The 24,492-nt window shown below is 68.3% G+C and carries 25 protein-coding genes and 2 pseudogenes; 10 read left to right on the top strand and 17 right to left on the bottom strand.

Annotated features, from left to right (window positions below; genetic code table 11):
* The first annotated feature begins 1 nt into the window (after nt 1).
* From AMK26_RS21060 to AMK26_RS21045, 4 genes are all read left to right on the top strand, one after another.
* Entirely contained in the window at nt 2-2,521 is a 2,520-nt protein-coding gene (locus AMK26_RS21060) for a GAF domain-containing SpoIIE family protein phosphatase (protein ID WP_079277715.1), read from the top strand.
* 83 nt (nt 2,522-2,604) lie between these two features.
* The gene (locus AMK26_RS21055) at nt 2,605-3,030 is read left to right on the top strand and encodes a DUF6003 family protein (RefSeq protein ID WP_073756206.1); all 426 of its coding nucleotides are present in this window, start codon (nt 2,605-2,607) and stop codon (nt 3,028-3,030) included.
* 56 nt (nt 3,031-3,086) lie between these two features.
* The gene (locus AMK26_RS21050; RefSeq protein WP_073756205.1) at nt 3,087-4,610 is read left to right on the top strand and encodes a bifunctional phosphatase PAP2/diacylglycerol kinase family protein; all 1,524 of its coding nucleotides are present in this window, start codon (nt 3,087-3,089) and stop codon (nt 4,608-4,610) included.
* A 167-nt stretch (nt 4,611-4,777) separates the two neighbouring features.
* Nucleotides 4,778-5,287 (top strand): MarR family winged helix-turn-helix transcriptional regulator, encoded by a 510-nt coding sequence (locus AMK26_RS21045; protein WP_073756204.1) that lies wholly within the window; start codon nt 4,778-4,780, stop codon nt 5,285-5,287.
* Between the two features lie 69 nt (nt 5,288-5,356).
* On the opposite strand, the gene AMK26_RS21040 is transcribed toward AMK26_RS21045, so the two are convergent.
* From AMK26_RS21040 to AMK26_RS37925, 7 genes and pseudogenes are all read right to left on the bottom strand, one after another.
* Complete coding sequence (locus AMK26_RS21040) at nt 5,357-6,322, bottom strand: YihY/virulence factor BrkB family protein (RefSeq protein WP_073756203.1); 966 nt, start codon at nt 6,320-6,322, stop codon at nt 5,357-5,359.
* Between the two features lie 147 nt (nt 6,323-6,469).
* Nucleotides 6,470-7,300 carry an RNA polymerase sigma factor SigF gene (locus AMK26_RS21035; protein WP_073756202.1) on the bottom strand — a complete coding sequence of 277 codons (831 nt, stop codon included), beginning with the start codon at nt 7,298-7,300 and terminating at the stop codon, nt 6,470-6,472.
* Nucleotides 7,301-7,445: 145 nt separating this feature from the next.
* A complete protein-coding gene (locus AMK26_RS21030) occupies nt 7,446-7,874 on the bottom strand; it encodes an SRPBCC family protein (RefSeq protein ID WP_073756201.1) in 429 nt (142 codons plus the stop codon).
* A gap of 164 nt (nt 7,875-8,038) precedes the next feature.
* Nucleotides 8,039-9,259 (bottom strand): phospholipase D-like domain-containing protein, encoded by a 1,221-nt coding sequence (locus AMK26_RS21025; RefSeq protein WP_073756200.1) that lies wholly within the window; start codon nt 9,257-9,259, stop codon nt 8,039-8,041.
* A 244-nt stretch (nt 9,260-9,503) separates the two neighbouring features.
* Nucleotides 9,504-9,851, bottom strand: a complete 348-nt coding sequence (locus AMK26_RS21020; protein WP_073756199.1) for an STAS domain-containing protein — start codon at nt 9,849-9,851, stop codon at nt 9,504-9,506.
* Between the two features lie 135 nt (nt 9,852-9,986).
* Nucleotides 9,987-10,478, bottom strand: coding sequence for an ATP-binding protein (locus AMK26_RS21015; RefSeq protein ID WP_079277738.1), 492 nt, complete (start codon nt 10,476-10,478; stop codon nt 9,987-9,989).
* 253 nt (nt 10,479-10,731) lie between these two features.
* Nucleotides 10,732-11,059 (bottom strand): annotated as a pseudogene (locus AMK26_RS37925) (alpha/beta fold hydrolase); the annotation flags it as partial.
* Between the two features lie 197 nt (nt 11,060-11,256).
* Here AMK26_RS37925 and AMK26_RS21005 point away from each other — a divergent pair.
* The 4 genes and pseudogenes from AMK26_RS21005 (at nt 11,257) to AMK26_RS20985 (ending at nt 13,661) form a co-directional block, all read left to right on the top strand.
* A complete protein-coding gene (locus AMK26_RS21005; protein WP_073756198.1) occupies nt 11,257-11,574 on the top strand; it encodes a hypothetical protein in 318 nt (105 codons plus the stop codon).
* A gap of 203 nt (nt 11,575-11,777) precedes the next feature.
* Entirely contained in the window at nt 11,778-12,257 is a 480-nt protein-coding gene (locus AMK26_RS21000) for an ATP-binding protein (protein WP_073756197.1), read from the top strand.
* A 479-nt stretch (nt 12,258-12,736) separates the two neighbouring features.
* A complete protein-coding gene (locus tag AMK26_RS20990) occupies nt 12,737-13,129 on the top strand; it encodes a DUF2267 domain-containing protein (protein WP_073756195.1) in 393 nt (130 codons plus the stop codon).
* A pseudogene (locus tag AMK26_RS20985) lies at nt 13,126-13,661 on the top strand (VanZ family protein). Before AMK26_RS20990 ends, AMK26_RS20985 begins: the two are co-directional and overlap by 4 nt.
* 64 nt (nt 13,662-13,725) lie before the next feature.
* Here AMK26_RS20985 and AMK26_RS20980 read toward each other — a convergent pair.
* Together AMK26_RS20980 and AMK26_RS20975 are read right to left on the bottom strand one after the other, a co-directional pair.
* On the bottom strand, nt 13,726-13,908 hold the full coding sequence (locus AMK26_RS20980) for a hypothetical protein (RefSeq protein ID WP_198944123.1): 183 nt from the start codon (nt 13,906-13,908) through the stop codon (nt 13,726-13,728).
* A 151-nt stretch (nt 13,909-14,059) separates the two neighbouring features.
* Nucleotides 14,060-14,563 carry a hemerythrin domain-containing protein gene (locus AMK26_RS20975; protein ID WP_073756194.1) on the bottom strand — a complete coding sequence of 168 codons (504 nt, stop codon included), beginning with the start codon at nt 14,561-14,563 and terminating at the stop codon, nt 14,060-14,062.
* Nucleotides 14,564-14,756: 193 nt separating this feature from the next.
* Between AMK26_RS20975 and AMK26_RS20970 the strand changes: the two genes are divergently transcribed.
* Nucleotides 14,757-15,434, top strand: coding sequence for a DUF4230 domain-containing protein (locus AMK26_RS20970; RefSeq protein ID WP_073756193.1), 678 nt, complete (start codon nt 14,757-14,759; stop codon nt 15,432-15,434).
* 335 nt (nt 15,435-15,769) lie between these two features.
* Here the strand turns inward: AMK26_RS20970 and AMK26_RS20965 are convergent, their stop codons facing one another.
* The 8 genes from AMK26_RS20965 to AMK26_RS20930 form a co-directional block, all read right to left on the bottom strand.
* Nucleotides 15,770-16,144, bottom strand: a complete 375-nt coding sequence (locus tag AMK26_RS20965) for an STAS domain-containing protein (RefSeq protein ID WP_073756192.1) — start codon at nt 16,142-16,144, stop codon at nt 15,770-15,772.
* 196 nt (nt 16,145-16,340) lie between these two features.
* Complete coding sequence (locus AMK26_RS20960; protein WP_143608573.1) at nt 16,341-17,222, bottom strand: hypothetical protein; 882 nt, start codon at nt 17,220-17,222, stop codon at nt 16,341-16,343.
* Nucleotides 17,209-18,645, bottom strand: a complete 1,437-nt coding sequence (locus AMK26_RS20955) for a WD40 repeat domain-containing protein (RefSeq protein ID WP_158071138.1) — start codon at nt 18,643-18,645, stop codon at nt 17,209-17,211. Before AMK26_RS20955 ends, AMK26_RS20960 begins: the two co-directional genes overlap by 14 nt.
* Nucleotides 18,642-19,133, bottom strand: a complete 492-nt coding sequence (locus AMK26_RS20950; RefSeq protein WP_073756189.1) for a hypothetical protein — start codon at nt 19,131-19,133, stop codon at nt 18,642-18,644. The genes AMK26_RS20955 and AMK26_RS20950 overlap by 4 nt, the downstream gene beginning before the upstream one ends.
* A gap of 301 nt (nt 19,134-19,434) precedes the next feature.
* A complete protein-coding gene (locus AMK26_RS20945; protein WP_079277713.1) occupies nt 19,435-20,025 on the bottom strand; it encodes a peptidase inhibitor family I36 protein in 591 nt (196 codons plus the stop codon).
* A 321-nt stretch (nt 20,026-20,346) separates the two neighbouring features.
* Nucleotides 20,347-20,919 carry a DinB family protein gene (locus tag AMK26_RS20940; RefSeq protein ID WP_073756187.1) on the bottom strand — a complete coding sequence of 191 codons (573 nt, stop codon included), beginning with the start codon at nt 20,917-20,919 and terminating at the stop codon, nt 20,347-20,349.
* Nucleotides 20,920-21,091: 172 nt separating this feature from the next.
* Nucleotides 21,092-22,423 carry a DUF4241 domain-containing protein gene (locus tag AMK26_RS20935; RefSeq protein ID WP_073756186.1) on the bottom strand — a complete coding sequence of 444 codons (1,332 nt, stop codon included), beginning with the start codon at nt 22,421-22,423 and terminating at the stop codon, nt 21,092-21,094.
* Nucleotides 22,424-22,654: 231 nt separating this feature from the next.
* Nucleotides 22,655-23,299 (bottom strand): dihydrofolate reductase family protein, encoded by a 645-nt coding sequence (locus AMK26_RS20930; RefSeq protein WP_073756185.1) that lies wholly within the window; start codon nt 23,297-23,299, stop codon nt 22,655-22,657.
* 396 nt (nt 23,300-23,695) lie between these two features.
* On the opposite strand from AMK26_RS20930, the gene AMK26_RS20920 reads away from it, so the two are divergent.
* Nucleotides 23,696-24,427: a hypothetical protein gene (locus AMK26_RS20920; protein WP_073756184.1), complete on the top strand. Its 732-nt coding sequence runs from the start codon at nt 23,696-23,698 to the stop codon at nt 24,425-24,427.
* The last annotated feature ends 65 nt before the right edge of the window (nt 24,428-24,492 follow it).

Here is a 24,492-nt window from a genome sequence, read left to right as displayed (position 1 = left end):
GATGCGGGCCAGTCGGCCCAGCAGCCCTCCTGCTTTCCCTCCCCTCCCCTCCGCCGAACGAGGAGTCAGCAGCACTGTGAGCACTCCTGAGCATGTTGGAGAGCCCGTCGCCGACGACGGGCTGCTGACGCCCGCTCGCTCAAGCCCGGCCCCCGCCCCCTCCCGCCAGGCTGCCGGAGAGGGCACCGGCCTGGGCAGGCTGGCAGCGACGGTGGAGCGGCTGCGCAACGAGATCCGCGCCGCGCAGGCTGCGGCTGACGGCCGCGCTCTGATCGAACTCGCGAAGGGCGTGTTGATCGAACGGCTCCAGTGCGGGCCCGCCGTGGCTGCCCAGCAGTTGGCAGCGCTGGCCGACGAGTCGGGTGTTTCACAGCTGGAGCTGGCAGCGGACATCGTCAATCAGGCAGCACATGACCACGTCACCGACGTGGCCAATCATTTCGTCCAGCGGACGAACGGTGAGGCGAGCGCTGCGGAAGACAGCGCATCCATCGGCGTGCGTCTGCGTACGGCGGAAAGCGGTGCCCTGGCGGCGGGAGACACCCAGGCGGTCGCCGAGTCGCTCCTGGAACACGCTCTGACGCCACTGGGTGCCAACGCCGTCGCCGTGTGGACGGCGGGTTCGGACGCCTCGTTGACCCTTGCGGGGCACGCCGGGTTCCCCACCGACGAGGCCGGCCGCTGGCGCTACGTGCCGCCCGGTGTGTCGACGCTGGCCCGCCAGGCGCTGGCCGAGCGGCAGGCGGTACGCGTCGCCTCCTGGTCCGCAGCAGGCCTGCCGTCCATCGGCTGGACACAGAACCCGAGCGGCGGCCGTGTAGCGCTTCCCGCTGGAACCGGCGGTCGCGTCCACGGGATTCTGGAGATCTGCTGGCCGGGCCCCCTGGAGCCTCAGTCACCGCAGATCGTGCGCCAGATCGAGGCACTGGCCGAGCTGTGCGCTCACACCCTTGAGGGCCGGCCGGGCGCGGCGGTCTCCCCCCGCGGGCAGTCCTGGACGACCAGGCCGGACCTCAGCGAGCTGGTCGAACTCGCCGAGGGGCTGTACGACCCCGCGCTGGTCCTGGTTCCGTTCCTCGAACCCGAAGGCCGGCTCGCCGACTTCCGGATTCATCACGCGAACAGTCACTTCGTCGATCCCGCGGGTCGCTCACGCAGTGCTGTGAACGGAGCACTGCTGCTCGAGGCCTACCCCATGGCCGTTGGCGGCAGCGAACTCTTCGAGAAGATAGAGCGTGTCTACGCGACCGGTGAGCCGTTCCGTGCCCAGCGGATGACTCTCACCGCTCTGGTCGACCAGGTCCCTCTTGCCTCCGTCGCCGACATCAGCGTCAGTCGCCATGGCAGCAGCGTGCTTCTCATCTGGCGCGTCGAGGACGAGACGGCCCGTCTGGCCAACCTCCTCCAGCACGCCCAACGTCTCGGCAGGATCGGCGGCTTCGAGGAGAACGTCGCCACCGGTGAGATCACCTGGAACGACCAGCTGTTCGATCTCTACGGCCGTGCCCCCAACACCAGCCCCGTGCCGCTGGAAGAGCTCACCGCCCACGCCCACCCGGACGACGCCGTCACCATCGGCCGCTTCCTGCGCGCCGTCCTGCACCACAGGCGGCCGGCGTCCGCGGCCTTTCGCCTGCAGCGCCCGGACGGAGTCACCCGGCACATCCGCGTGATCGCCGAGCCGGTCCTCGACGCCGACCACCGCATGCTGGCGGTGCGGGGCGCCTACCAGGACATCTCCGCGCAGCACTGGACCGAAGTGGCCCTGGCGGCGACCCGCGACCAGCTGGCGCACACCGAGCAGCAGGCTGCCGAACGCAACCGTATGACCCTGCAGTTGCAGCATGCCATCATGCCGCCGGCCCAGGCCCCGCTGGACAGTCCCGGTCTGCAGATCGCCGTGCGCTACCGTCCGGCCGAGTCCGAGTCCATGGTGGGCGGTGACTGGTACGACGCCGTTGTACTGCCCTCCAAGAAGATCATGCTGTGCGTGGGGGACGTGGCCGGACATGGCATTGAGGCCGCGACCAGCATGGTGGTGCTGCGAAACGCCATGCGGGGTCTGGCTGTCACCGGCGCGGGGCCGGGTCAGCTGCTGTCCTGGCTGAACACCGTGGCTCACTACCTGACCGAGCACGTGACGGCCACGGCGGTCTGTGGCCTGTACGACCCCGAGCAGCACACCCTGCGCTGGGCCCGGGCAGGGCACCTCCCTCCGGTTCTCATCCGGGGCCAGAAGGCAACCACGCTGCGAACGGTCAGCGGCATACTCCTCGGTGCTCTTTCGGAGACCACGTACGAGGAGGAGGAACTGCAGATGGAGCCCGGTGACACTCTGCTGATGTACACCGATGGGCTGGTCGAGCGCAGGGACCAGTCGGTCCAGGACTCCCTGGCCCAGTTGCTCACCAACGCCCGGATACCGACCACCACACTGGAGCAGCGGCTCGATGGGCTGCTCACGCACAGCAAGTCCGACACCGATGACGACACATGCCTCATCGGTATTCAAGTTCTGTGAAGCATGTGGCGGGTTCCGCCGCAGTACCGGGGCGCCGGCATCAGTGTCCCGTTCAGCACCGACCGAAGAGATGATCTGGCGCTATGGCCGATGACGCTTACCTGTTCCTGCTCCCCGACCGTCAGCCACGGCTGGGCGCGGCGCTTGCCGCCGTCGGCGCCCTGGAGTGTGCGGAGACGCCGGCCGTACGCGCCTGGCTGCAGGCCCACGAGGTCTCCGCTTCGTCCGACCACCTCCGGATTGTGCCTGCCGAGCTGGAGGCGTTCATCCCTGAGGAGGCCGAGCGCCTGCCCGTTCCCTTGAGCGAGGAGGAGGCGGTACGCGTACATCAGGAGTGCGCGCCCCAGTCGGTCACCGAAGTGGAGAGCGAACTCCTGGAGTTCCGGGACACCACCCATGACTGGGAAGCTCTGGTGCACCGGGCTTTGACCGCCGGCATTCCCGCGCCGCGCATCGCCCAGCTCACTGGTCTGGACCCGCAGGACATCGGCCGCCTGATCCAGCCATGACCTCATGGGCGGTGCCGTATGGGCGTCGCGCGCGTGCCGGACGAGGGGGACACCTGATGGGCAACGTATCAACGGGTCGGGTGCGCGTCGCGCTCAGCCGCGTGGACCGGTCGGTCTTCGAGAAGGTGGCCGCCCGTTCCTGGCCGGGAGCGGAGCCGGTGCTGCCCCGGCTGAGCAGAAGCGCCAACCATGGGCTGCTCTGGTTCGGTGTCGCCGCGGGCATGTGGGCCGTGGGCGGGGTGCGCGGCAGGCGTGCGGCGGTGCGCGGGGCGGTGTCCCTCGCGCTGGCCTCGGCCACCGTCAACACCCTTGGGAAAGGGGCGGTCCGGCGGGAGCGTCCCGTGCTGGACGCGGTACCCGTGATACGGCACCTGGCACGCCAGCCTGTCACGAGTTCGTTCCCCTCCGGGCATGCCGCGTCCGCGGCCGCGTTCACCGCGGGTGTGGCGCTGGAGTCACGCCGCTGGGGGGCCGCGCTCCTGCCGGTCGCGGCTTCTGTCGCGTTTTCTCGTGTCTACACCGGTGTGCACTATCCCAGTGATGTGGTGGTGGGCGCCGGCCTCGGAGTGGGCGCGGCCTACGCGGTACGGGGGCTGGCGCCGTCACGTGCCCAGTTGCCCGCCCCGGCCCGGCCGCGCGCTGATGCGCCGGCGCTGCCCGAGGGAGAGGGACTGATCCTGGTCGTCAACCCCTCATCCGGCGCTCAGCCGCAATTTCTGGACCCCGTCAGGCAGTTGCAGGACGCGCTGCCCCGCGCGAAGGTCGTCTTCCACGAGGAGGGCGCGGGTTCTCTCGCTGAAGTGATGGACCGGGCAGCGGGTGAGGCGGCCGCGCGTGGTGGGGTACTGGGCGTGTGCGGAGGGGACGGCACCGTGAACGCCGCGGTGGCGCCGGCGCTGAAGGCCGGCGTACCGCTGATGGTGGTTCCCGGTGGGACGTTCAACCACTTCGCGGCGGACCTGGGCGTGGAGACGGTGGCGGATGCCTGTGCCGCGTTGTCCGCCGGTCACGCGGTCCGCGCCGACGTCGGCCGGATCAGGCCACGTGGCCGAGCGGGCGGGGATCGCGAGACGGGCGAGGAGGTGGCGTACTTCCTCAACACCTTCAGCCTGGGCGTGTATGCCGAGCTGGTCCGGGTGAGGGAGCGTTGGTCGCCGCGTATGGGCGGTCCGGCCGCCACGCTTGCGGGCGTCGTACACGTTCTGCGTACGGCACGTCCTTTGCCGGCCGTGGTCAACGGCAAGCAGCAATCCCTGTGGCTGCTGTTCGCCGGCAATGGGGCCTACCGCAGCGTCGGGCTGGCACCGGTGCGGCGTCACGATCTGGCGGACGGGCTGCTGGACGTACGGGTCGCGCGCGGCGGGTTCTTCGCCCGGACGCGCCTCCTGGTGACGGCGATCGCGGGTGGCCTGGCCAAGACCCGTCTGTACGCGGCGGCGCGTCCCTCACGGCTGTTGGTCTCCGGGCTGCCACGGGTGGCGCACATGGCCTACGACGGCGAGGTGGTCCCCGCTCCTTCCTCCTTGTTGCTGGACAAGCTGCCAGAGGCGCTGACGGTCTACCGTCCGGTGGCTGAATGAGCGGTGACCGGCCGTGGGCATAGGCTGGGCTGGATGCTCATGTGCAATCGCCCCGGAGGAACGTCCCGAGCGCGTCACAGCTGTGAGGTTCTTGCCCAGCAGTACAAGGAGGAGTCCCTGTGTCCCAGCGACTGACAAGGCCTTTGCGAAGTGTCACAGTTGAGAGCATGCATTCCGAGACTTCTGCAAGCGCCGACCGGGATGCTGCCGCACAGGCCGCCCGGGAAGTCATCGAACTGCTCGAAGTCCTCTGGAACAAGGGCCGCGACACCACATCGGCGGCTCCGGTCTCGACCTCGCAGCTGCGGGTTCTGTACATCCTGGAGCGCGACCAGCCGATCAACCTGCGCACCCTCGGTGAGGTGCTCGGGTCCGCACCGTCCTCGGTGAGCCGGATGTGCGACCGTCTCGACGCGCTGGGTTTTGTCGAGCGTTCCCCCAGCTCGGCCAGTCGGCGGGAGCTGGAGCTGCGCCTGTCGAGCCGCGGGGAAAGCTATCTGAAGGACCTGCGCGCCCGCCGCGAGGCCGCGCTGCTCGACGTCATCTCCGCCATGCCCCCAGCGGAGCGCGCGGCGCTCGCAGCCGGCTTGAGCAGCTTCCGCCTCGCCGTCGAAGACACCGGTACGCGGGGAGGCGAAGCGGACGGCGGTACGACGTCGTCTGCCGAATCCGCCTGAGCGGCCTGAGCCGCCGCGTGGTGTCCTGCGCACGCGCGCACCGCCGCTCCCCCGCCCGGCGAGCCCGTGTCACGGCCCCGGACCGGGGTCCGGGTGAATCGGTTCGGTGATGCCCGCGCGGGCGGCTTCGAGCTGAGCGGCGAAGGCGACGCCCAGGAAGAGAGCGATGCCGGTCACGTTCGCCCACAACAGGAGGGCGACGAACGCGGTCAGCGGACCGTACACCGCTCCGAACGACGCGCTGTTGTTGACGTAGAACGCGAGAAGCCATGTCGCGGCCACCCACAGGAGCAGATGGATGCCCGAGCCGAAAATGAGCCAGGTGTAGCCCGGCTGGTCACGGCGAGGAGCCCATCGGAAGATCACAGCCGAGGCGACGGCCGCGAGGAGCACCCCGACGGGCAGGTGCACATGATGCCACCAGCTGAGCAGAGACGGTGGCCAGTGCAGCGCCTGGATCACTGCCTGCCCGATGCCCCGTCCGGCGACCATGGCAAGGAACCCTCCTCCGAGCGGAAGGCCGGCACACAGGGCGAGAAGTACGCCTCTGCCGTACTTTGCGGCGAAGGGACGGTCACGCTCGATGCCGTAGATGCGGTTGCAGCCGCGTTCGATCTGTCCCACCGCTGCCGCGAGGTTGATCACGGCGAAGCCGAGGCCCAGCCACATGGCCACGGCGCCGGCGGTGTCCGCGCCCGCGCTGCGCCGGGTGTCGGAGAGCGCCTGCCGCACAAGCTCTGTGCCGGTTCCGGGAATGACCTGGGCCAGGGCGAGTTCAATGGCCTGCCCCACGCTTTCCGTGTGCATGGTCGTGGCGATCCCCACCAGGGCGATGGTGAACGGCACGACGCCGAGGACGACTTGGTATCCCAGGGAGCGGGCGAAGCTGAACCCGTCGGCGTAGCGGAAGCGTGTGAACGCGTCGATGAACAGCGTGCGTCCACCGTAGTGCCGCAGTGCGGAGAAGGCTTCGTCTCCGGAGAGTTCCTCGCCGTCCATGTCCCGCGTCTGCGGTACGCGCACCACCGTTCCCATCGGTCCTCCCCAGGGCCACCACAGGGCCGGCGAGCCGCGGTGTCCGGCGCCGCATGAGAGCACGGACAGTCGGCTCCGTCCCGGTTGCCGGGGGCGGAGCCGCGTGTCCGAGCCGGCTGCTGCGCGGCCAGGCCTGGTCCGCGCGCCTCAGTGGGTGGTCAGCATTCCCGCACGCAGCCGCGCGAGGATGCGGGTGAGCAGGCGTGACACATGCATCTGTGACACACCGAGGCGTTCGCCGATCTGCGCCTGGGTGAGCTCTTCGACGAAGCGGAGGTGGAGGATACGGCGGTCGCGGTCCTCGAGCTCGTTGAGCAGCGGGGCCAGCGTCTGGAAGTTCTCCACGAGTTCCATGCCCGGGTCCTCGGCGCCGATGAAGTCGGCCAAGGCGGCGTCGTCGTCCTCACCACCGTGGAGCGCCGCGTCGAGGGAGGTGGAGTTGTAGCCGTTGGAGGCCATCCGGGCCTCGATGACCTCATCCTCGGAAAGGCTCATCAGGTCCGCGAGTTCGCGGACCGTGGGGGAACGGCCGAGGCGGGTGCTGAGCTCCTCGGTCGCCTTGGCGAGTTCGACGCGAGCCTCCTGCAGGCGCCGCGGCACGTGCACAGCCCACGAGGTGTCGCGGAAGAACCGCTTGATCTCGCCGACGATGTACGGCACGGCGAACGTGGGGAACTCGACTTCCCGGGAGAGCTCGAACCGGTCGATCGCCTTGATCAGCCCGATCATGCCGACTTGGACGATGTCTTCCATCTGGTCCCCGCGGCTGCGGAACCGTCCGGCGGCGTAGCGGACGAGCGACATGTTCATCTCGATGAGGGTGTTCCGGGCGTACTGGTACTCCGGTGTGCCCTCTTCCAGAACGGTCAGCCGGTCGAAGAACATCCTCGACAGGGCGCGGGCGTCCTTCGGCGCGAGCTTCTCCGGGTCCACAACCACCGGCAGCTCTGCGACACCCGCTTCTGTCACCGCTGTCATAGCCACCGAAGTCGTCATCGTCCTGTCCCCTCCCACGTCACACGGCCTCGTCGATCCCGGCGAGCCAGTGAGCCGCGCCTACCCGGTCTCAGGCGTCTCATGCCGATCTCTTCGACGCCTCCGTGCCGCCTGCCCGCAGGTGAGGCTAGGAGGATGCTGCGAGGTCCTCGGCCATCCGCTGGAACTGGCCCAGGTCGTAGTTGGCCAGGGTCTTGTCGAGATTGGTGAGGGCGCCAAGGTGTTCGACGAGCCCATCGGGCTCGTACTCGAGCTGGATGGTGAGACGGCTGGTGGTGTCACTCAGCCGGTGGAAGGTCACCACACCTGCGTGCTGAGTGCCGGCGATCACCTTCCAGGCGATCCGTTCCTCGGGGATGACCTCGGTCAGTTCAGCGGTGAAGTACTTGTCCGCGCCGGGCAGTGTCAGCCACCACGTGAACCGGCGCTCGTCGATCCGGTCGACACGTTTGACATGGGTGAGGAACTGCGGCCACCTCGTCACATCGCTCCACAACTTCCAGATCAGTGAAACGGGGGCCTTCATGTCCACTGTTTCGACCAGCGAAGACGACATGGGAAGACTTCCTTCCTGATGGAGTGACGACGCCGTGCGGCAGCGTCCGCCGAGAGTGTTCCCCGTCTACCCCCAAGGGCCCCGGCCAATGCCCGCGAGGCGGCGCCGGCCGGGCCGCCGGTACCCGGGGCGTCCGGGCCGGGCAGGCCCTTGCCGGACCCGGTTCACAGGAAGCGCCGGATGGGGCCGACCGCTGATTCCAGGGCACGCCGGAAACGAGGACGGCGCTTCCACCGGGAGAGCGTGATGGGCCGGCTGTGGATCAGGTCTTCGTCGAAGTGGCGGTCGAGTGTGGCGGTGAACGCCTCGTCCAGTACGGCGAGCATCAGTTCTTCGTCGTGGTCCATGGAGCGGCGGTTGAAGTTGGTGGACCCGATCAGGGACGCGACCTCGTCGACGGTGATGATCTTGGCGTGCATCATGGTGGGCTGGTACTGGCGGATGTCGACGCCTGCTGCGAGGAGGTCGCCGTAATGGCGTTGGCCCGCCAGTTGACTCGCTCGTTGGTCGGTGTACCTGCCGGGCAGCAGTATTTCCACGGTGACACCGCGGCGGGCGGTGGCGCAGAGGAGGTCGATGAAGTACGTGTCGGGAGCGAAGTAGGCGGTGGCCAGGCGGAAGCGTCGCTGTGCGGAGGTGAGCATGATGCGGATCAGTGTCTGCATGTCCTGCCAGCCGACGCCGGCGGAGCCTCGCACCACCTGGACGATGGCGTCGCCGTGCTGGGTGTACTCGGTGAACCGGTCACGGTCGTCGAAGAGTTCGGCGTGGCATTCCGCCCAGTTCTGTGCGAACGCCGCAGCGATTCCGTCGACGGCTGGGCCACGGACCCGGACATGGGTGTCGCGCCACTCGCCCGGGTTACGGGCGTCACCGCACCATTCCTGGGCTATCCCGACTCCGCCGGTGAACGCGGTGTGCTCGTCGATGATCAGGGCCTTGCGATGGCAGCGGTGGTTCTGTTTGAAGGGTGAGAGCCACAGGGGCTTGCGGAACCAGGCGATCTGCACGCCTGCCGAGTCCATGTCGTCGAGCAGGTTCCTCTCTATCTGCCGGGCGCCGAAGCCGTCGAGCAGCAGCCGCACCCTCACCCCGCCCCGCGCACGGGCGGCGAGGGCGGTGGCGAACTCTCGGGCGATCTCTCCACGCCAGTAGACGAAGGTCATCATGTCGATGGTGTGCTCGGCGTCGCGGATGGATTCCAGCATCGCGGGGAAGATCTCGTCGCCGTTGCGCAGAAGACGGAGCTCGTTGCCTTCGGTGGCGGCGACTCCGATCAGGCGCTCCAGCCGGCGCCGGAGTCGCTGCTTGCGTTCCTGATCGGGCGGGATCGCCATCGCGGTACGCTCCACGCCATCAGGTCTGAGGGGATCGATGACGCTCATGCTGACTCTCCGGAGTGGCTTGCGGTCCCGGGCTGCTGCGCAGCACGGCCTTGGACACGCGTTCGGGTGCTGACGAAACCCACGTTCCCCGGCCGACGGGGTTCCACGCCGCCGAGGACGCCCCGAGTGCCGAAAGGCGCCAGAGCCCTCTACGCCTGCCGGGCCGTCATGCTTCCAGGCCGGTGTCCGGACCGGGCTCGCAGGACCTGGCCATCACTGTGCCGGAGGCGTCCCACCGCGGAGCCTAAGCCTCGAGGGCATCACTGACGCTGTTGTACAGCGGGATGGCCTGGTCGAGACCGACGAGTTCGATGACCTTGAGCACCGGCGGCTGGGGGCCGGCGATCCGCATCCATCCGCCTGTGACGTGTGCGTCGCGGCGGGCTTTGAGCAAGGCGTTGACTCCGGAGGAGTCCATGAACGTCAGGCCGGACAGGTCAAGCAGCAGGCAGTGGCTGCCCAGAGCCCTGACGGATCTGACCGCGTCTTCGAGGGCTGCCACCCCGTCGTAATCCAGCTCGCCGCTGACTCGTACCACTCCGATGCCCGCCGACTGCACTTCGCCCTGCACCTGAAACCGCCCGCGTTCCATACCTGCTGTCTCCTCGGAAAACTCTTCGGCGCCCTGACGCACCGGTATTGACGGACTGCGTGCTGACCGCTCCCGCAACTCGGTGGCCCACGAAAGGGCACTGTCTCCCTGGTCGGCTGCCGTCGGCGCGGCGCCTCACCGCAGGGCGAGACGTGCCCGGACACGCTTGCCCAACGGCAGCGGCTCGATCTCGACGCCCTCACACAGAGCCAGCACGATCTCCAGCCCGTGCTGCCCGACCCGCCGGGGGTCAGGTGCGTGGGCGACGGGGGCCACTTGGTGAGTGTCGGACACGGCGATACACAGCGCTTCGCCCGCCAGTTTCAGGTCGACCTGGCAGGGACCTGAGGCGTGCCTGACGACGTTGGTGACGAGCTCACTGATCACCAGCCGGGCATCCCCGACCGTGGAGGGCCCGATCGCCACCCCGTCGGCCGCCTTTGCCAGCAGAAACGCCCCGACGAAGTCCCTCGCCGAAGCGATCGCACCATCAAGATCGGTGTAGGTTGTGGAGGCGGTCCCGCCGGCCGTCGGCCCGGTCGGCACGGGAGCCCCGTGCCCTGGCTTCTGCTCGACAGGCCGGAACGGTTTGGTGGCCTCAATGGGGGCCACGCTGTCACCACGCATCAGAGCTACCCCCATCGCACTCCCCTTCCTTTCGCCACGGCTCCCTTATACCCCTATCCCCGATCCGGCCGACGACACCGCCTTTCTTGCCGATGCCCCATCAGGCCGTGATCACGGTCGGCTCGCACCCCGCTGCAGAAATGCCGTCGGCGGGCCAGGGAGCAGGCCGGGAGGCACTTTACCGCCGGTGGCCGTCCGCGGCTTCGGGTACGGCGCCCTTGGAAAGCGGCCCGCGCGCGTCGGCCGGGCAGAGGATGAGCCGGTCGAGGACTGCGGGTGCAGGCGGGGGCTGCTGGCCGAGCTCCCGTACTCCGGCACCAAAGCGTATGCAGCGCGGGCGGTAGTTGTTCGAACTCTTCGGAATGCTCGCCGACGAGCCGGAAGAACGGGGGACTCCACGGGGCCAACGCGACCGGGTCGACCAGAGCGAGCGAGCGGTAGCGAGCTCCGTGCAGCAGATGCACCCGCAAGGAGACGGCACCGCCGAAGTCGTGGGCGGCCACCAACGGTTCTTCAAGGTCCCAGTGCGCCAGGAGCTCGGTGAAGACACTGCCCTGGGCGGCGAGGGAGACATCCGGCCCCGGCGGACTTCTGCCTGGGCAGCGGCGCGAGCATGGCCGCCGTTCTGGGGGTTTGTTCGGTGGTGGCACTGCCCCGAACGGGTGGCATGGAGTGCGGTGACTGGTGAGCCTGTTCACTGGCTCGTGGACGGGGCAGGCCATATATGTGCAATGCGTGTCGCAGGTCTGTCAGCCCCTTGTTGAGGTGAGGAGAGTACGTGACTACCTATGTCATCACGATTCCGGGCACGTTCCTGCGTGAGCTGACCGATGACGCGCGGTCTGTTCTCGTGCGACACCTGCGCCCCGCCGATCCACGGCAGACGTCGCTGGGGCGGGCGGAGGACTTGGACGTCCTCACGGTCAATGACAACGGCACGTTCAGCGTTCGTCTGGAGGTGGAGGCCGATAACAGCCGCAGCGCGGAGGAGGTCGCCAGGCGGACGGCAACTGCCGCTTTGCGGGAGGCCGGTTACACCGAAAATGAGGCGCCCACAGGGCCTGCGGCGGTGACCGGTATTGACGCGCAGGCGTGATGGCCACGGTTGTCTGCGTACGGTGTGCGGCATTGTTCGGGTTCGCGTTCGTGTGCGTCGGGCGCTTGCCAGGGCCGTTGATCGGCCATTGATGACGACAGAATGGGTGCAACAAATCAGGGCGCGGCAAAGTTGATACGGGTCACTCAACGTCGGAAAAGCTCCCTCCGGCTGTACCACGTAGGGCGAGGAAAGGTGAGACGATGAGCCACCTGGACACGATCACCACCACCACTGCCGCTTCCCTGGTGACCTCTCTGGATGGGACCTCGGAGTGTGTGCCAAGGGCACGGCAGACCGCCCGTGAGTTCCTGCGCACCGTAGCGCCGCGCGTCACAGACGAGACCGCTGATGCGGTGAACATCATCGTCTCCGAACTGGTGACCAACGCCGTACGTCACGCGGGTGGGTCGTCCACACTGCGTCTCACCCCCTGCGGGGACAGTATCGAGGTGGCCGTGACGGACAGCAGTACGGCCCTCCCGCGGATGCGTCGGGCCGACTACAAACACGGCAATGGCGGCTTTGGCCTGCCGCTGGTGAAGCAGTTGTCGCGTTCGCTGACGGTGAGGCCGCACCCGCATGGCGGCAAGACCGTCACCGCCGTTGTCGACTGTCCGGCCACGACTGAACAGTCGGCGGGGCACCGCGAGAACCGGCGTATGGGCCTGGCATGGGGCTGACCGGCATGACGTCGGGTGCCGCGGGCGGCATGTGTGCGCTTGGCGGCCTGTTGCTCGCTGCGGATGACGACACCCGGCTGCGCCCGCCTCGGACCCGATCGGTCCTGATCAGAGCGGTTCCGGAAGATCCCCACCCTTCGCCGCCGGCCACTGCGCGAGCGTGAAGGCCGCGCGGCGGCCGCCGATGTGGCGGCACCAGAAGGGCAGCCGTTGATCACAGGAGCGGACTTCGCCGGGATCAAGGCACTTCTTGTCCGGGGACAAGAGGAAGCGTGGTGGCACTACGAAATCGGCTGTGGCACCGACGCATGGTGGAACGCCTGATCTCCGGTTCGGCGGGAGCGGATTGGCCCCGTACACCCCCTTTGAGTAATCATTCGGTTTCGGACAGCTATCCCGGGTAGCAGGTCGTTCACCGGCTGCGTACGCAGACAAAGACCGGCGCGGCCCTCGACAAGCTCATACCCAGGGAGCGGCTCATGGACAGGTCTTTGGACGCGGTGCTTGATCGGGTCCAGGAACACGGAGGTTACGCCGTCCGGCAGGAGGCAGGTGGGGCTCTGCAGCGAGTGCTTGAGGTGCTGGGAGCACATCTCGTCGGCAACGACCGGACCGACCTCGCTCGTCTGCTGCCGCCGGAGTGCGCTCCGCTACTCATCGGTGTGCCGCCGGCCAGTGAACCGCTGACACCGGATGGCTTCGTCGCAGTGGTGGACGAGTGTGATCAGGGCGGATCGCTGTACGCCCGCCGGGCCGTCACCGCCGTACTGGCCACCATCGCGGAAGCGGCTGACGATGCCCTACTGCGCCGCATTCTTACGCAGTTGCCGCCGGGGCACGCCGGCCTGTTCGGGCGGACGGAACCTGTATGAGGAGGGTCCGCAGTGTGCCGGTCTCTGGAGGTAACGGGACACTCTCTCTTTCGCGCCGTGGCCGCGTAGTCGCCATGCTTGTGGCCTTCGCGGGAATGGTGGCTTTCGCGGTGCTGCTGGCCCGGCTGACGTTGGAACCCTCGACGGCCTCTGAGCCGTTGACGCACAGCAATCTACGCCCGGGAGACTCCATCCGTGCCTACCTGGCGCAACCCGCGTTCCGTGACACGGTCAAGCAGCTTGGTGGCAACGTCCTTCTGGGCGTTCCGTTTGGGCTGCTGCTGCCGGTACTGGCACCGCGTTCCCGGGGACTGTTGCGTGTGACAGAGTCACGGCGGCGGTGATGATACTTGTCGAATTGGTGCAGGGCGCGCTCGTGACGGGACGAGCCTTCGACGTCGACGATGTGATCCTCAACAGTGCTGGAGCGTTCCTGGGCTATCTGCTCCTGGGCCGCAAGTTGGGCCGTGCCGTCCATCCCAGGCGGCGTCACTGGTGGCATCGCTACACCGAGCGGCCCGGAGCCGGCTGACCGGACCTGCCCGAGGGGACCAGCAGCTCTCAGCCAGCTCTCAGCAGGTCGACAACGGGCGTACTCAGGCTGCGCTTTCCGTGCTGTCCGTATCCACGACCACCACCAGGAAGGCATCCATCCGCAGGTCCATGACGACCTGAACGGGCTCGCCTTCCTCGCGGCGGCGTGCCGCGAATTCCTCGGCGGGCCAGCTTCCGCGCGGCCCCCCGGCTGGGAACCGCTCAAGAACCTTTGCACCTGTCACGGGAGGCACCTCCTGTCTCACCGACTCCACGCACGGGAGCGGTATGCAACGGGGTACCGTTCAGATGCCCCCGACTGCCGGGAACATACCTCCGCCGTCCAGGGCCGGAGTCACGGCCACGCCAGGCGGCACGGTGCAGTGGAAGGGCCGGTCACCGCGCGTCCACCAGTCGGCGCAGATGTTCCGGGTTGCCGCAGTCGGCGGCCAGTTGCTTGGCCCGGGCAGCCTCGAACGCCATGCCGAGCTCGGCGCGGCGCTCGAGGGTGATGCTCTCCCGTGCGTCGTTGAGCAGTGTCCGTTCTTCCTCGTCGGTGTGGTGGTTGACCGCTGTGACCAGCTCTTCGAGCTTCTCGTCCCACTCCTTTGAGGTGGTGTCCCGCACTTCGAGCAGGGCGAGGAGAGCCTCGTGGCCCTCGGTGTGTTCGTGCACGCTGTGCTCGACGTCCTCGTTGTCCACGTTCCTGTCACGCCTCATCGCGGGGTAGACCTCGCTCTCTTCCGCCGTGGCATGGGCCACGAGGAGAGCTGCGAATTCCTGTAGTGCGCCCGCCCGGTCGGCCTGGACATTGCGCAGCGCCCGGAACAGCTCCTCCATCCTCCGGTGATCCCGCAGGATGAGCTCGACGACATCCGTGGCCTCGGCTGCGGTGTGCATGGTGACTCCTTCGAACATCGCGGGTGACTTTCCGATCCGCCGGATACCCCCGTTCCCGCCGGTCAGACCTGAAGGCGACGGTGGTGTGTGCTCCGTATGAGGCGGCATGGGCAGGCCGGGATCGCCCTGCGGGCTGCGGGGCCTGGCTGGACCCAGCGGGAGTGTTCACGTGCAGCCCGGGCATCAGTGGCATGTGGAGACCCTTGACGAAACTCCCCGGCGCTCCCCCATCCCCCGCCGTCCGCCGGGGTGGTTGATCGCTGTCACGGCGGTACTGCTCTCGCTCCTGCTCCTGTTCGTTCTGGCCGGTCGGTTCAGCTTGATATCGGGCCTCGACGATCTCTTCGGTCAAGAGACGAAGGACCGCTCGGGGCCCGCCCTGCTGAAGTCGATCCAGGACATGAGCCGTTACGAGGGTGCGGTAGGCACCTTCCAGATCGTCGTCGACCTGGAGAAGGATGCGAAGTACCTGCCGGACGCCCTTCGGGGCACCCGAACGCTGTACGTCGGCGCCGGGACCGTAGGTGCCTATGTCGACCTGGGCCGAGCCGGCCCTCAGAGCGTCACCGTGAACGAGGAGCGTACCGCCGTCACACTGCGCCTGCCCCACGCCAGGCTCGGCGCTCCGGCTCTGGACCCCGAGCGTTCGTACGCCGTGTCGAAACAGCGTGGGCTTCTGGACCGCCTCGGCGACCTGTTCTCCGACAACCCGGCCGACGAACGCGCCGTGAACCGCCTCGCCTCCCAGCGGATCGCCGAGGCAGCCAAGGAGAGCGGCCTGATCACGCGGGCGGAGAAGAACACGACCTCCATGCTCGAGGGCCTGCTGCGCTCGCTGGGCTTCCGGACGGTGAGGGTGGTCTACCTCTGATCTCGCGTCGGACTACGCGCGTTGGGGCGGCCCCGCCACCCCCCGGGGGGAGAGGGGGCGGCGGGGCCGCAAAGCGCTCGGCGTGGGGCTGGGGGATGGCCCACCGAGCGGGTCAAGAGTCTGCTGCCCCGCATCCGGCACGACATGCCCTCAACCGGCAAACTCGTGACGCCCGCTCCTCGCCCCGGACACATCGGCCCCTCGCCGGACCGTCGTCGGCGCAACAGCGCGACCCAGGGACCGTCCCCGGAGGAACCCGACCGTGCGTGATGGGCAAACCGACCTCGCCCTTCCACGTGCCTGCCATCTTTCACACGAGGCTGCTGGAGGCCCGGTCAAGGACGCGTCGCCGCCTCCAAGGTGGCCCGGACGTCGAGAACGGTGTCCACCGCCGTGAGCTGGAACAGCCGCATGAGCTGGTGCGTAGGGGCCGCGATCCGCAAACACGTCGCCTCATGGACGCGCAGGAGCAGGTTGAGGAACGTCGAGTCGGCGAAGGTCACGCTGGAGGCGTCCAGGACCACGGTCGGGTGAGAGGCGGCCGCCCGGTTCAGGGCGTCGGCGAGCGGAGCGATCGTGGTCATGTCCACTTCTCCGCGGACGACAACGACCCACGCATCACCAGCCGCGTACTGCACGCAGGCTCGGCTGTCGGCGTCCTGTCCGGGGCCGGGAGAGTACTGAGGCTGGTTTTCACTACTCACGTCCATAGCCAGAGTCTGCCCGATGGATCGGGCGGCAGGGGAGGCCGTTGCCCAGCGGGATTCCTCCGGTGCACGAGGCGCCTGCGCGCGGATGCCGTCTCACCAGCGTCCTCCGCTGCCGATCCCGTCACGGATTGCCCCCGTACAACAGGCGCATTCAGGGCTGCAGTGTGTTGCACATGCGGCGTGGCAGTCGTGGTGGTCAGGGGAGCACCTGGCCATCGCCTTCCAGCTGCTCAGCAGTCGAGTGCACGCCTTGCTGCAGCGTTCGCACACTTTTGGCCACGGGGACGTCTCGGCTGAACAGGTCCTTGAGTTTCTGATCCAGCTCTCGTACGCAGCCGGGATCCGGGCGGTCACCGATCGGCAGGAGATCCAGGTCGAGCGGATAGACGTCCTTCACGTCCGGGGGCGATGACACAATTACCGTGCCCACGCTTTGGTATTCGGATCCATTGTGCAGAAACACTTCGAGTTCGTAGACGCCTTCCGCCTCCATGCGCGACCCGAGCGTGATCTCCATACCCTCCGCCGCTCGGGAAGGCAGTTGGTAGAGGATGGGTTCAACGGTGTGCTCGCCCGGGCCGGGGAGGGAAACGTCGTATCCGTCGGTGATCCGGACCGGCCCACCGGTGCCCCGGATGCACTCGGTGACCTCGATGTAGAGCTTGGTCACGACCTTGATCTTCTGGAAGACCTTGAGGTCGTCCGTGTTGTTGCTCAAGTACAGGTGCAGGACCGTGGCTTGTTCCTTCGAGGTGTGGCGCCTGCCCGAAGTCTCGTCGCGTTTCTGTAGCTCGATCGAGCGCGAGTGCTCTGCCGACAGTCGTAGCACGCTGAACTCGTCCTTGTCGCCCGCGTCGCTGTTCGCCTGCAGGAGGCTCCACACGCCGAAGACCAGTCCGGACAGCAGGCCGGCGACGGCCACCCAGGCTTGTACGCGTTTGCTGCTGGGCCCGTCCTGGCGGAGCCGCGTCCTCCAGGGGCGGGTTCGGGCCCACCAGTTCCCGAGGCGGCGGAGGATCCGCTGCGGGAGGGTGCGCTCCACAGGACCGGCCTCTGGCTCGTTTTCAGGGTGACTCATTGAGCTCTCCCTCGCGCTTTTTCATCACCTCGATACAGGCGGGTGCGTAGGGCAACTCTGGGATGAGTTGCTTCCACTCCTCTCGGGTGAGGATCAACGGCGTTGCCGAGCACAGCTGGAGGAGCGCGTCCTTGGCTGCTTTCGTCCCTGGGGACAGCGGCGGGCTATTCGACAGGTCCCACAGGGTGACGGATCCGTCGGACAGCGCGAGGGCTGCCGGCAGCGGTGCGGGTGGTGCACCGACACCTGACAGGGTGCTGTTCGGCTGGCGCGGGACAACCAGCGCGGTAACTCGATGGCCTGGAGAGCCGACCGACGCCGAGTACAGATGATTGATTTTCGTGTCGCCCGCCTGATGGATCCCGGTGACGCTCCACAGCTCTGCCCTTGTGCGTGCCGGGTCGGGAGCGACGATCGTGCCGTACACGATCGAGGCAGGGGAGGTACTTCGCGCCACAAGCCTGGGCTCCTGGCCCATTCCCCCTTCGTGAATCAGTGACCGCAACCACATCGCCCACGTGTCGTGCCCGGTGGAGACCACAGAGGGATCATCCGGTCCGGACCTCAGGTGATATGGACCGGTGGTGTGTGCCCGGTGTCCGGGGACGCGGGTGGTGGCGAGGCGTCGTCCGTCAGCGGGGTCCCAGACATCGATGATGCCTCGGGGGGAGACAGTGGCGAACACCGAAGACTCCTGGCCGAAGAACGAGGTGATGGCTGCACTGCCTCCGGCCGGACGCACAGTCGACCGGCGACTCCACGGCTCCACACCCCAGACCTGGACTGTGCCGTCGGGTCCGCCGAACGCCAGAGCCTTCACGTCATTGATGAAGATGAGCCCGACAGCTCGTCCCGGGGCGTCGGCAAAGGTCCGCACGATCCGCCCCCGCCGCAGATCCCAGACCTGAACTCCACCCTGGCTGCTGCGGGCCGCCGCATACTTGCCGCCATAGCTCAACGCGACCTCGGTGACCGCGCCCCCGGCCCGTGCCGAAAGCCTCTCACCGCCGGTGTAGGTGTCCCAGACCCGCACCCGCCCCTCGGTATCACCGCCGATGAGGAAGCGCCCGTCGTCGCTGTAGTCCAGGGCGCTCACCTCGGCGGGTCCGAGCGCGAGACGTGTGAAGGGGTGCGGACTACGCAGTCTGTTCAGGGCGACGGTGACCTTGGGACCCTGCGCCAGTCCAGCGGCCTCCAACGCCAGAGCTACGGACCGGCGCGGGTCTCTGTCACCCAGCCGCAGTGATTCCCCGGCAAGCCGCTCGCCGAGTATGCGCCGATCGGCAGGTGCCTTAGAGGAGTTCGTATCTGGCGCATCGGTGTCGCCGCCTGTACAGGACGCGATCCCCGCCATGAGAGCGAGGGACAGACCCACGGACAACAGGGGCCGCTGGAGCATCGTATGGCGCGATAAGACACTCATGCGTCGCATGGTAGCGCCTGCTGCATGTACACGGAGTGAGTTGGTTTCGCGCACCGGCCTGGGCGCCCGAGATCGCCGAGGACAGCAGCCCGTACGCGTCCCGGAGGTGCGTGTGGATCTGCCGCGCGTCGGTGAAGGGAACGAACACGTCCGCCGCGCAGCTCCCGCCAGCCGACTCCCTCCCAGTCGAGTGGCCGGTGCCGCCAGGACGACCGCTCCAGGCCCGCGTGCAGCAGGTCGAGAAATGCTCGCGCCGAGTACCTGCCGACGGTGAGCTGGTTCATGAAACCGCGTGTCTCCTGCCCGGAGATGCCGGAGAAGAAGGCGAAGCGCACCCGGTGCGCCGTCTTCACGCTGAGTTCCACCCCGTAGCGCAGCAGGAATTCCCTGGTCACCTCGCCGCTGTCAGCAAGAAGAAGGATGGTCCAACCGAAGCCGTCACCCAGGGAGCGGTCCCGGTCGTCCAGCCGGAAGGCGTAGCGGTACATCTCTTCCGCCGAGCGCGCCGAAAGCCCATGGTTGCACTCTAAGTTGCGGCTTGACGACGGCCCAGCTTTCGCCCTTTCCTCCACTCTGGCGCCGCCACCACGGTACGGGAGCTGGCGAGCGCGTACGTCGGTGAAGGCCGGCCGCGTCGGTGTCGCGCGGGAGGCTGTCAACTGCGGTGCGCTTCGCCGTTCCGTCCATGCGGGTGGCGTGATCTTCAGGCCCTCGGCACGGCACTCTCGGCCGGCCGAAGGGCCGGAACTGCCGGCCGGGCCGCGCCCCTGGCAGGTCCGGCCCCGAGGTTCAGCAGGCGTCGACCCTGGCAACCGGTGTCCAGTCGCCGTTGCGGTCTTCCGAGTAGGCGCCCGGCGTCGTGTAGATCAGTCGGCCGGAGCCGTTGTACATGCGCGCCCTGGTACCACTGGACTGATTGTTGCTCCAGGAACCCGGACCGTTCCAGACGATCGAGATGGGCTCGCTGCACAGTCGCTGCCGCTTGACCGTTCCGGTGAAGTTGGTGCCGGAGTACGCGCAGAAGGTGTACGAGCCGCAGGAGGAAGGAGCCCGCTGGTCCCGCACCCGCGCAGGAGCGTCGAGGTCGCGTGCGTGAGCCTCGCCCGGCAGTGGCAGGAGCAGCTCACTGCCATCCGGCAGGCGGATCTCGTTTGCTGCCGTCTGGGTGCCGCCGAAGCGATCCAGCTCGGCGTCCACCCGTGCCTGTAACACTTCCGCCTGGGCACTGCTGAGCCCGGCCTTACGGACTTGCGCGTCAAAACCGGGCTGGTCGAGTGCGGTTGCCGTGTGGGCACCGAACGTCGTGCCGGCGAGCAGGACGGTACTGCTCGCCATGGCCACGGCGAGGCGCATCGATCGACGGTCCTTCCTCGTGCGCATGTCGCTCCTCCATTTCTCGGTCGGCCCCCTGGCACGGGGAAAGGCCAGTCTTATCCGGGCTGATCGGAAGGATCCACCGGCCGCGTCCAGCTATGGCGCATTCGTGCAAGCCATGACCGTGGAAGGAAATCGGCTTCCGCACATGTGCCGTCGTCTTGACCCCCGCGATGGGCATGGCCATGGAGCTGTCAAAGCCAACCCGTACTTTGGCGGGTAGGGGTACATATACGCTTGACCGTCACTTCACGCTGACGCCCGCTTCCTGCCCTCCCGAAGGCTGCGAGTACCAAAGGTGGGCGAGAGCACATCCCGGGGCCCGCGTTACTGGCCCACCCTTCCGTCGATGCACTCGCGCAACAGGTCGGCGTGCCCGCAGTGACGGGCGTACTCGTCGATCCTGTGCACCATCAGCTCCCGAACCGCGATCTTGTCCTTCCCCACGCGCTCGCCCAGATCCGGGTACTCGGCCAGCGCGGCGTCGGTCGCGGCCTGCTCGCGCTCCAGATCGGAGAACGCGACGTCGACCACGGGCTGCTCGGCGACAGCCCCGTGGAAGTCCGCGTCCTTCTCGCCGTAAAGCTTCGGCAGCGGGTCACCGTCGGTGATCCAGTTGCGCCAGTCCCGTTCCACCTCGGCCAGGTGCCGAACCAGGCCGAGCAGCGACATCGTCGACGGCGGAACCGACCGACGGGCCAGTTGCTCCGCGTCCAGGCCCGCACACTTCATCCGCAAGGTCAGACGGTAGTCCCTAAGACAGTCCTGCAGCGTCGCACGCTCACCCTCCGGACTGGGCCCGTCATTGTTGTTGCGCGGGTCATCGTCCGGATCGGCCCACATATCGGGATAGACGGTTGCCAGGCTCCATCGTGCGTGTTGGTCACTCATGCGTCGCATGCTCGCCTGTGACGGCCCGGCGTCGCTACCGAGTTTTCACGTTTGGGGAACAGCGTGGTCGCATGAGAGCAGTAGCGGGACGTAGCCGTCAGGTTGGTCGCGATACCTGAGCCTCGCCGGTTCGGGGCCGGAGGCACCTGGAGCCGACACGCCCCTGGAAGACCACTGGCGGTCACGAAGCCGGCGCCGTCTCCTCCCCGTCGGCAATTCCGTCATGGAGCACCGTAGGCATCCCCTCCACCAGCACCACCACCCCGGCCACATCCCCGTCCGCGGAGCGCCCCACCCACACGGGGTAGGTGCCGTCGCCGGTCGTCGCGAAGGCGACCAGCTCGCCGCCGGATGCCTCGTCCCGAGTACGCAGGAAGTACATGGAATCGGGTATGTCCTGCCCGACACCCGACTCCCCCCGGACAAGGTGCCGCTCGAAGAGCCGGTGGAGCGAATCCCAAGCCCCGGCATCGGCGAAGCATCCGGTCGCACCGTCGGTGTCGAAGCCGAAGATCTCGTTCTCCCCGAGCAGCCTGGGGTCGTCATCCGGCCCAAGGGACATTTCCCACGTCAAGGCGGGGGTCTCGCTGATGCGCAACCGGACCGCCGTGGTGTCCGTACGGGTCACCCAGCCCTGGCTCCACTCACAGTGGTAGCCGAAGCGGACCTGTGCTTCTTCCAGTACGTACTCCCCCGGCGGGACAGGGACCGTGATGGCGGGCCCTTGGCCGGAGAGGTTGCCCGGCCCGGAGACGGCAAGCAGTCCGCTCGGCACGTGCAGAGTCCCGGTCTGGCGCGGCTCCACGACGGTCATCTCGGGGTGGTACCCGTCGGTCACACGCGTCCCGGGCCGGAACAGCGCGTCGAGTGGCCCGGGCTGCGCGGGGCGGGGTGGTCGCCAGCAGGTGGCGGGCGCCTCGGACACGTCGCCGGACGTCTCCGGCACGCCTGAGTCGAGCGCCGCCGCCTGGAGCACCACCGGCCCCGGCAGCCCCCGCCGGCGGGCGGCGGCCACCGGCCAGTCTTCGAACCCGGGGCGGACCTCCCAACGCCGTATATCAGGGCCGGGCACCGTGACGAGTTTTCGCCCGCGCTCGCCTTGGGGCTCCTGCGTGATCGATCCCCTGCCGTCCGGGAACAGCTCCAGCGCGGAGCGGGGGCACTCGTCGTCGAACTCCGCCATCTCCGGCCCGGTGTACTGCCACATGCGGGTACGTCGCCTGAGCAGCCGACTCCGATCGTCCAGCAGCCGCAGGTCCAGCTCGTCGGTGCGGCGGCCCTGGTCGTCGTAGGCCCACAGGCCGACGTAATGGTCCCGCCAGGAAACGAGCCGGACCTCCAGCGGAAACTCCCGCCCCGGGATCCGGTACATCACGACGTACGGCAGCCCCGCGACATCCCGCTCCCGCGCCGCCTCGGCGGTCAGGGGCCGCCACAGCGCGCGGGCCTCCAGATCCCACGCCAGCGCGTACGCCACCTCGACGACCGTCCCCGGTCCCTGATCCCCACCCATACGGCCACCACCGCCCGCTCTGCCTGAAACCTGATGAACACAGTAGACACCGCCACTGACAAGGGCCGCTGGGGGCTTGCTCCCGGCCATCAGCCACCGTCCGCCGCGGTCGTCGTGGAGGCTCTGAGCCACCACCGGGTCACCACGGCCGAGCCGGCCTCCGAGGCCCGAGGCCCGAGCAGGCCCGGTGCCCATATGGCTGTGCGAGCGACAGTCGCGGGCGAGTGCGTGTCACTTCCGCCAGAACAGGTGGTGTGTCACGCCGCTCGGGCTGGGCACGACCTCGAGGTGGAACCGGTCGCGCAGCTCGTCGGGTGACTCCCAGAGTCGTACCCCGGAACCGAGCCGTACCGGCGAGACCGCCACGTGCATGGTGTCGACGAGATCGGCGTCGAGGAACTGCCGGATGGTGGTGACCCCTCCGCCGAGCCGGACGTCCATGCCCCGCGCCGCCTCGCGCGCCTGATCGAGGACCGAGGCGGGGTCGCCGTCGACGAAGTGGAACGTGGTGTCGGAGAGCGTGAACGAAGGACGCTGGTGGTGAGTCATGACGAACACCGGCGTGCGGAACGGGGGCTCGTCTCCCCACCAGCCGCGCCAGTCATGGTCGTGCCAGGGCCCGCGCTGGGGCCCGAACTTGTTGCGGCCCATGATCTCGGCCCCGATGTTGCGCGCGAAATCCCGTGTGAAGTAGTCGTCGAGGCCTCGGCTCCCCCCGAGGTCGGTACGCATGGGCCAGCTCGCCGTGGCGCCGGCCCAGGCGAAAAGCCCTCCGGGATCAACGTGGCCGAATGGGCGCTCAAGGCTCTGGTCCTCACCGGCGCCGATGCCGTCACTCGAGACGCTGAAGTTTTGGACTCTCAGAAGCTGAGACATGTGTTCCTCCTGTGTGGTCGACAACGGTGGTAAGACTCTCCGGGCCGCGGAAACTCATCGCTGCGTCCGTGACCGGGCGGGCTCCGGCGCTGGACGGTCTGGCGGACGGAGCCGGGGAAGCGTCCGGGCGGCGACGGCGCCCGGAAGGCGGGGCCGTGACGGACGGTGCGCCCAGAGCGCCGGGCACGGATGTAGCGCTGGTGGTGTTTCAGGAGAGGCGTGTGCTACGTGAGAGGCTGTGCCCCGCGAGGGTCGAGCAGGAGCGATCGCCACATGGACGCCTGTTCCGCGCGCCGCGCTCGACGTGGGAGTGCAGTCCGGCGACCGGGCGTTGAACCCTCGAAGGGCGCGTTCCGCGTACGCGCACCGTACAGCCCATGCGACGAGGAGGACCCCATGGACGCCGCCGAAGACGGACGGCAGCAGCTGGACGAGGTCAGCGTCATCAACGCGAAGAGGACGCTGCTGCAACTCCTCGCCCGGGCGGGGGTCTTCTCCGGTGACGCGGAAGAGTTGATCGGGCTGGTCGAGGCCGGCGCCCTCGCCCTCGCGCACAAGGAGGTCAGCACGGTGGGGCGGAGCGCGCCCGGGGTGAAGGGCGAACTCTACGAGTCCGGCTGGCTCGACGGGACGCAGGCCGTCACGGACCGGCTCGGGGACCTCGCCGAACGAGCGCTGCAGGACGCCGTGGCCGCGGATCCGTCGGCCCCCGCGCCGGAGGCCCGCCCTTCCGTCAGGAGGATGCAGGTGGAGCGGGCGAAGGTGGCGGTCATGCCTCTGTACCTCTCGTTCACCACCGTTTCCGACCTGGATCCCGAGGTGTCCGAGCAGGTGCTCACCGCCGTCCTGGGCACCATGAGTTCCCGGCAGAGGGCCGGGTACGCGGGGCGGCTGGCGCAGTTCGTCTCAGCCAACCGGGCACGCCTGGAGCGGCTGTACGCGGAGTACGGGCCCGGCAGCACGATCGCGATCCACGGCCGCTACTCCCTCATCCACTCCCCCACCAGCCTCGCCGTACTGGAACGGCTCGTCACGGCGCCATCGGAGCTGCGGGAGGAGTGGGACGCCGCCGAACTGCCGCCCGCGTGGCTGGAGGGGCTCACCACGGCCTGGGGTTCGCCCGTCTGACCGCGAACCGCCCGCGCAGGCCGGGCAAGCGCGGGCGGTAAGCGGTTCGGTCGGCGACGCGGGAC

The organism is Streptomyces sp. CB03234, assembly GCF_001905885.1.
Classification (GTDB): Bacteria; Actinomycetota; Actinomycetes; order Streptomycetales; family Streptomycetaceae; genus Streptomyces.
The sequence above is the reverse complement of the archived record's forward strand: the minus strand, read 5'-3'. Positions and strand labels throughout refer to the sequence as shown.

Coding starts and splice junctions, on each gene's coding strand:
- AMK26_RS21060 (WP_079277715.1), top strand. CDS start 2: ATGCGGGCCAGTCGGCCCAGCAGCCCTCCTGCTTTCCCTCCCCTCCCC.
- AMK26_RS21055 (WP_073756206.1), top strand. CDS start 2,605: ATGGCCGATGACGCTTACCTGTTCCTGCTCCCCGACCGTCAGCCACGG.
- AMK26_RS21050 (WP_073756205.1), top strand. CDS start 3,087: ATGGGCAACGTATCAACGGGTCGGGTGCGCGTCGCGCTCAGCCGCGTG.
- AMK26_RS21045 (WP_073756204.1), top strand. CDS start 4,778: ATGCATTCCGAGACTTCTGCAAGCGCCGACCGGGATGCTGCCGCACAG.
- AMK26_RS21040 (WP_073756203.1), bottom strand. CDS start 6,322: ATGGGAACGGTGGTGCGCGTACCGCAGACGCGGGACATGGACGGCGAG.
- AMK26_RS21035 (WP_073756202.1), bottom strand. CDS start 7,300: ATGACAGCGGTGACAGAAGCGGGTGTCGCAGAGCTGCCGGTGGTTGTG.
- AMK26_RS21030 (WP_073756201.1), bottom strand. CDS start 7,874: ATGTCGTCTTCGCTGGTCGAAACAGTGGACATGAAGGCCCCCGTTTCA.
- AMK26_RS21025 (WP_073756200.1), bottom strand. CDS start 9,259: ATGAGCGTCATCGATCCCCTCAGACCTGATGGCGTGGAGCGTACCGCG.
- AMK26_RS21020 (WP_073756199.1), bottom strand. CDS start 9,851: ATGGAACGCGGGCGGTTTCAGGTGCAGGGCGAAGTGCAGTCGGCGGGC.
- AMK26_RS21015 (WP_079277738.1), bottom strand. CDS start 10,478: ATGCGTGGTGACAGCGTGGCCCCCATTGAGGCCACCAAACCGTTCCGG.
- AMK26_RS21000 (WP_073756197.1), top strand. CDS start 11,778: ATGAGCCACCTGGACACGATCACCACCACCACTGCCGCTTCCCTGGTG.
- AMK26_RS20990 (WP_073756195.1), top strand. CDS start 12,737: ATGGACAGGTCTTTGGACGCGGTGCTTGATCGGGTCCAGGAACACGGA.
- AMK26_RS20975 (WP_073756194.1), bottom strand. CDS start 14,563: ATGCACACCGCAGCCGAGGCCACGGATGTCGTCGAGCTCATCCTGCGG.
- AMK26_RS20965 (WP_073756192.1), bottom strand. CDS start 16,144: ATGGACGTGAGTAGTGAAAACCAGCCTCAGTACTCTCCCGGCCCCGGA.
- AMK26_RS20960 (WP_143608573.1), bottom strand. CDS start 17,222: ATGAGTCACCCTGAAAACGAGCCAGAGGCCGGTCCTGTGGAGCGCACC.
- AMK26_RS20955 (WP_158071138.1), bottom strand. CDS start 18,645: ATGAGTGTCTTATCGCGCCATACGATGCTCCAGCGGCCCCTGTTGTCC.
- AMK26_RS20950 (WP_073756189.1), bottom strand. CDS start 19,133: ATGTACCGCTACGCCTTCCGGCTGGACGACCGGGACCGCTCCCTGGGT.
- AMK26_RS20945 (WP_079277713.1), bottom strand. CDS start 20,025: ATGCGCACGAGGAAGGACCGTCGATCGATGCGCCTCGCCGTGGCCATG.
- AMK26_RS20940 (WP_073756187.1), bottom strand. CDS start 20,919: ATGCGACGCATGAGTGACCAACACGCACGATGGAGCCTGGCAACCGTC.
- AMK26_RS20935 (WP_073756186.1), bottom strand. CDS start 22,423: ATGGGTGGGGATCAGGGACCGGGGACGGTCGTCGAGGTGGCGTACGCG.
- AMK26_RS20930 (WP_073756185.1), bottom strand. CDS start 23,299: ATGTCTCAGCTTCTGAGAGTCCAAAACTTCAGCGTCTCGAGTGACGGC.
- AMK26_RS20920 (WP_073756184.1), top strand. CDS start 23,696: ATGGACGCCGCCGAAGACGGACGGCAGCAGCTGGACGAGGTCAGCGTC.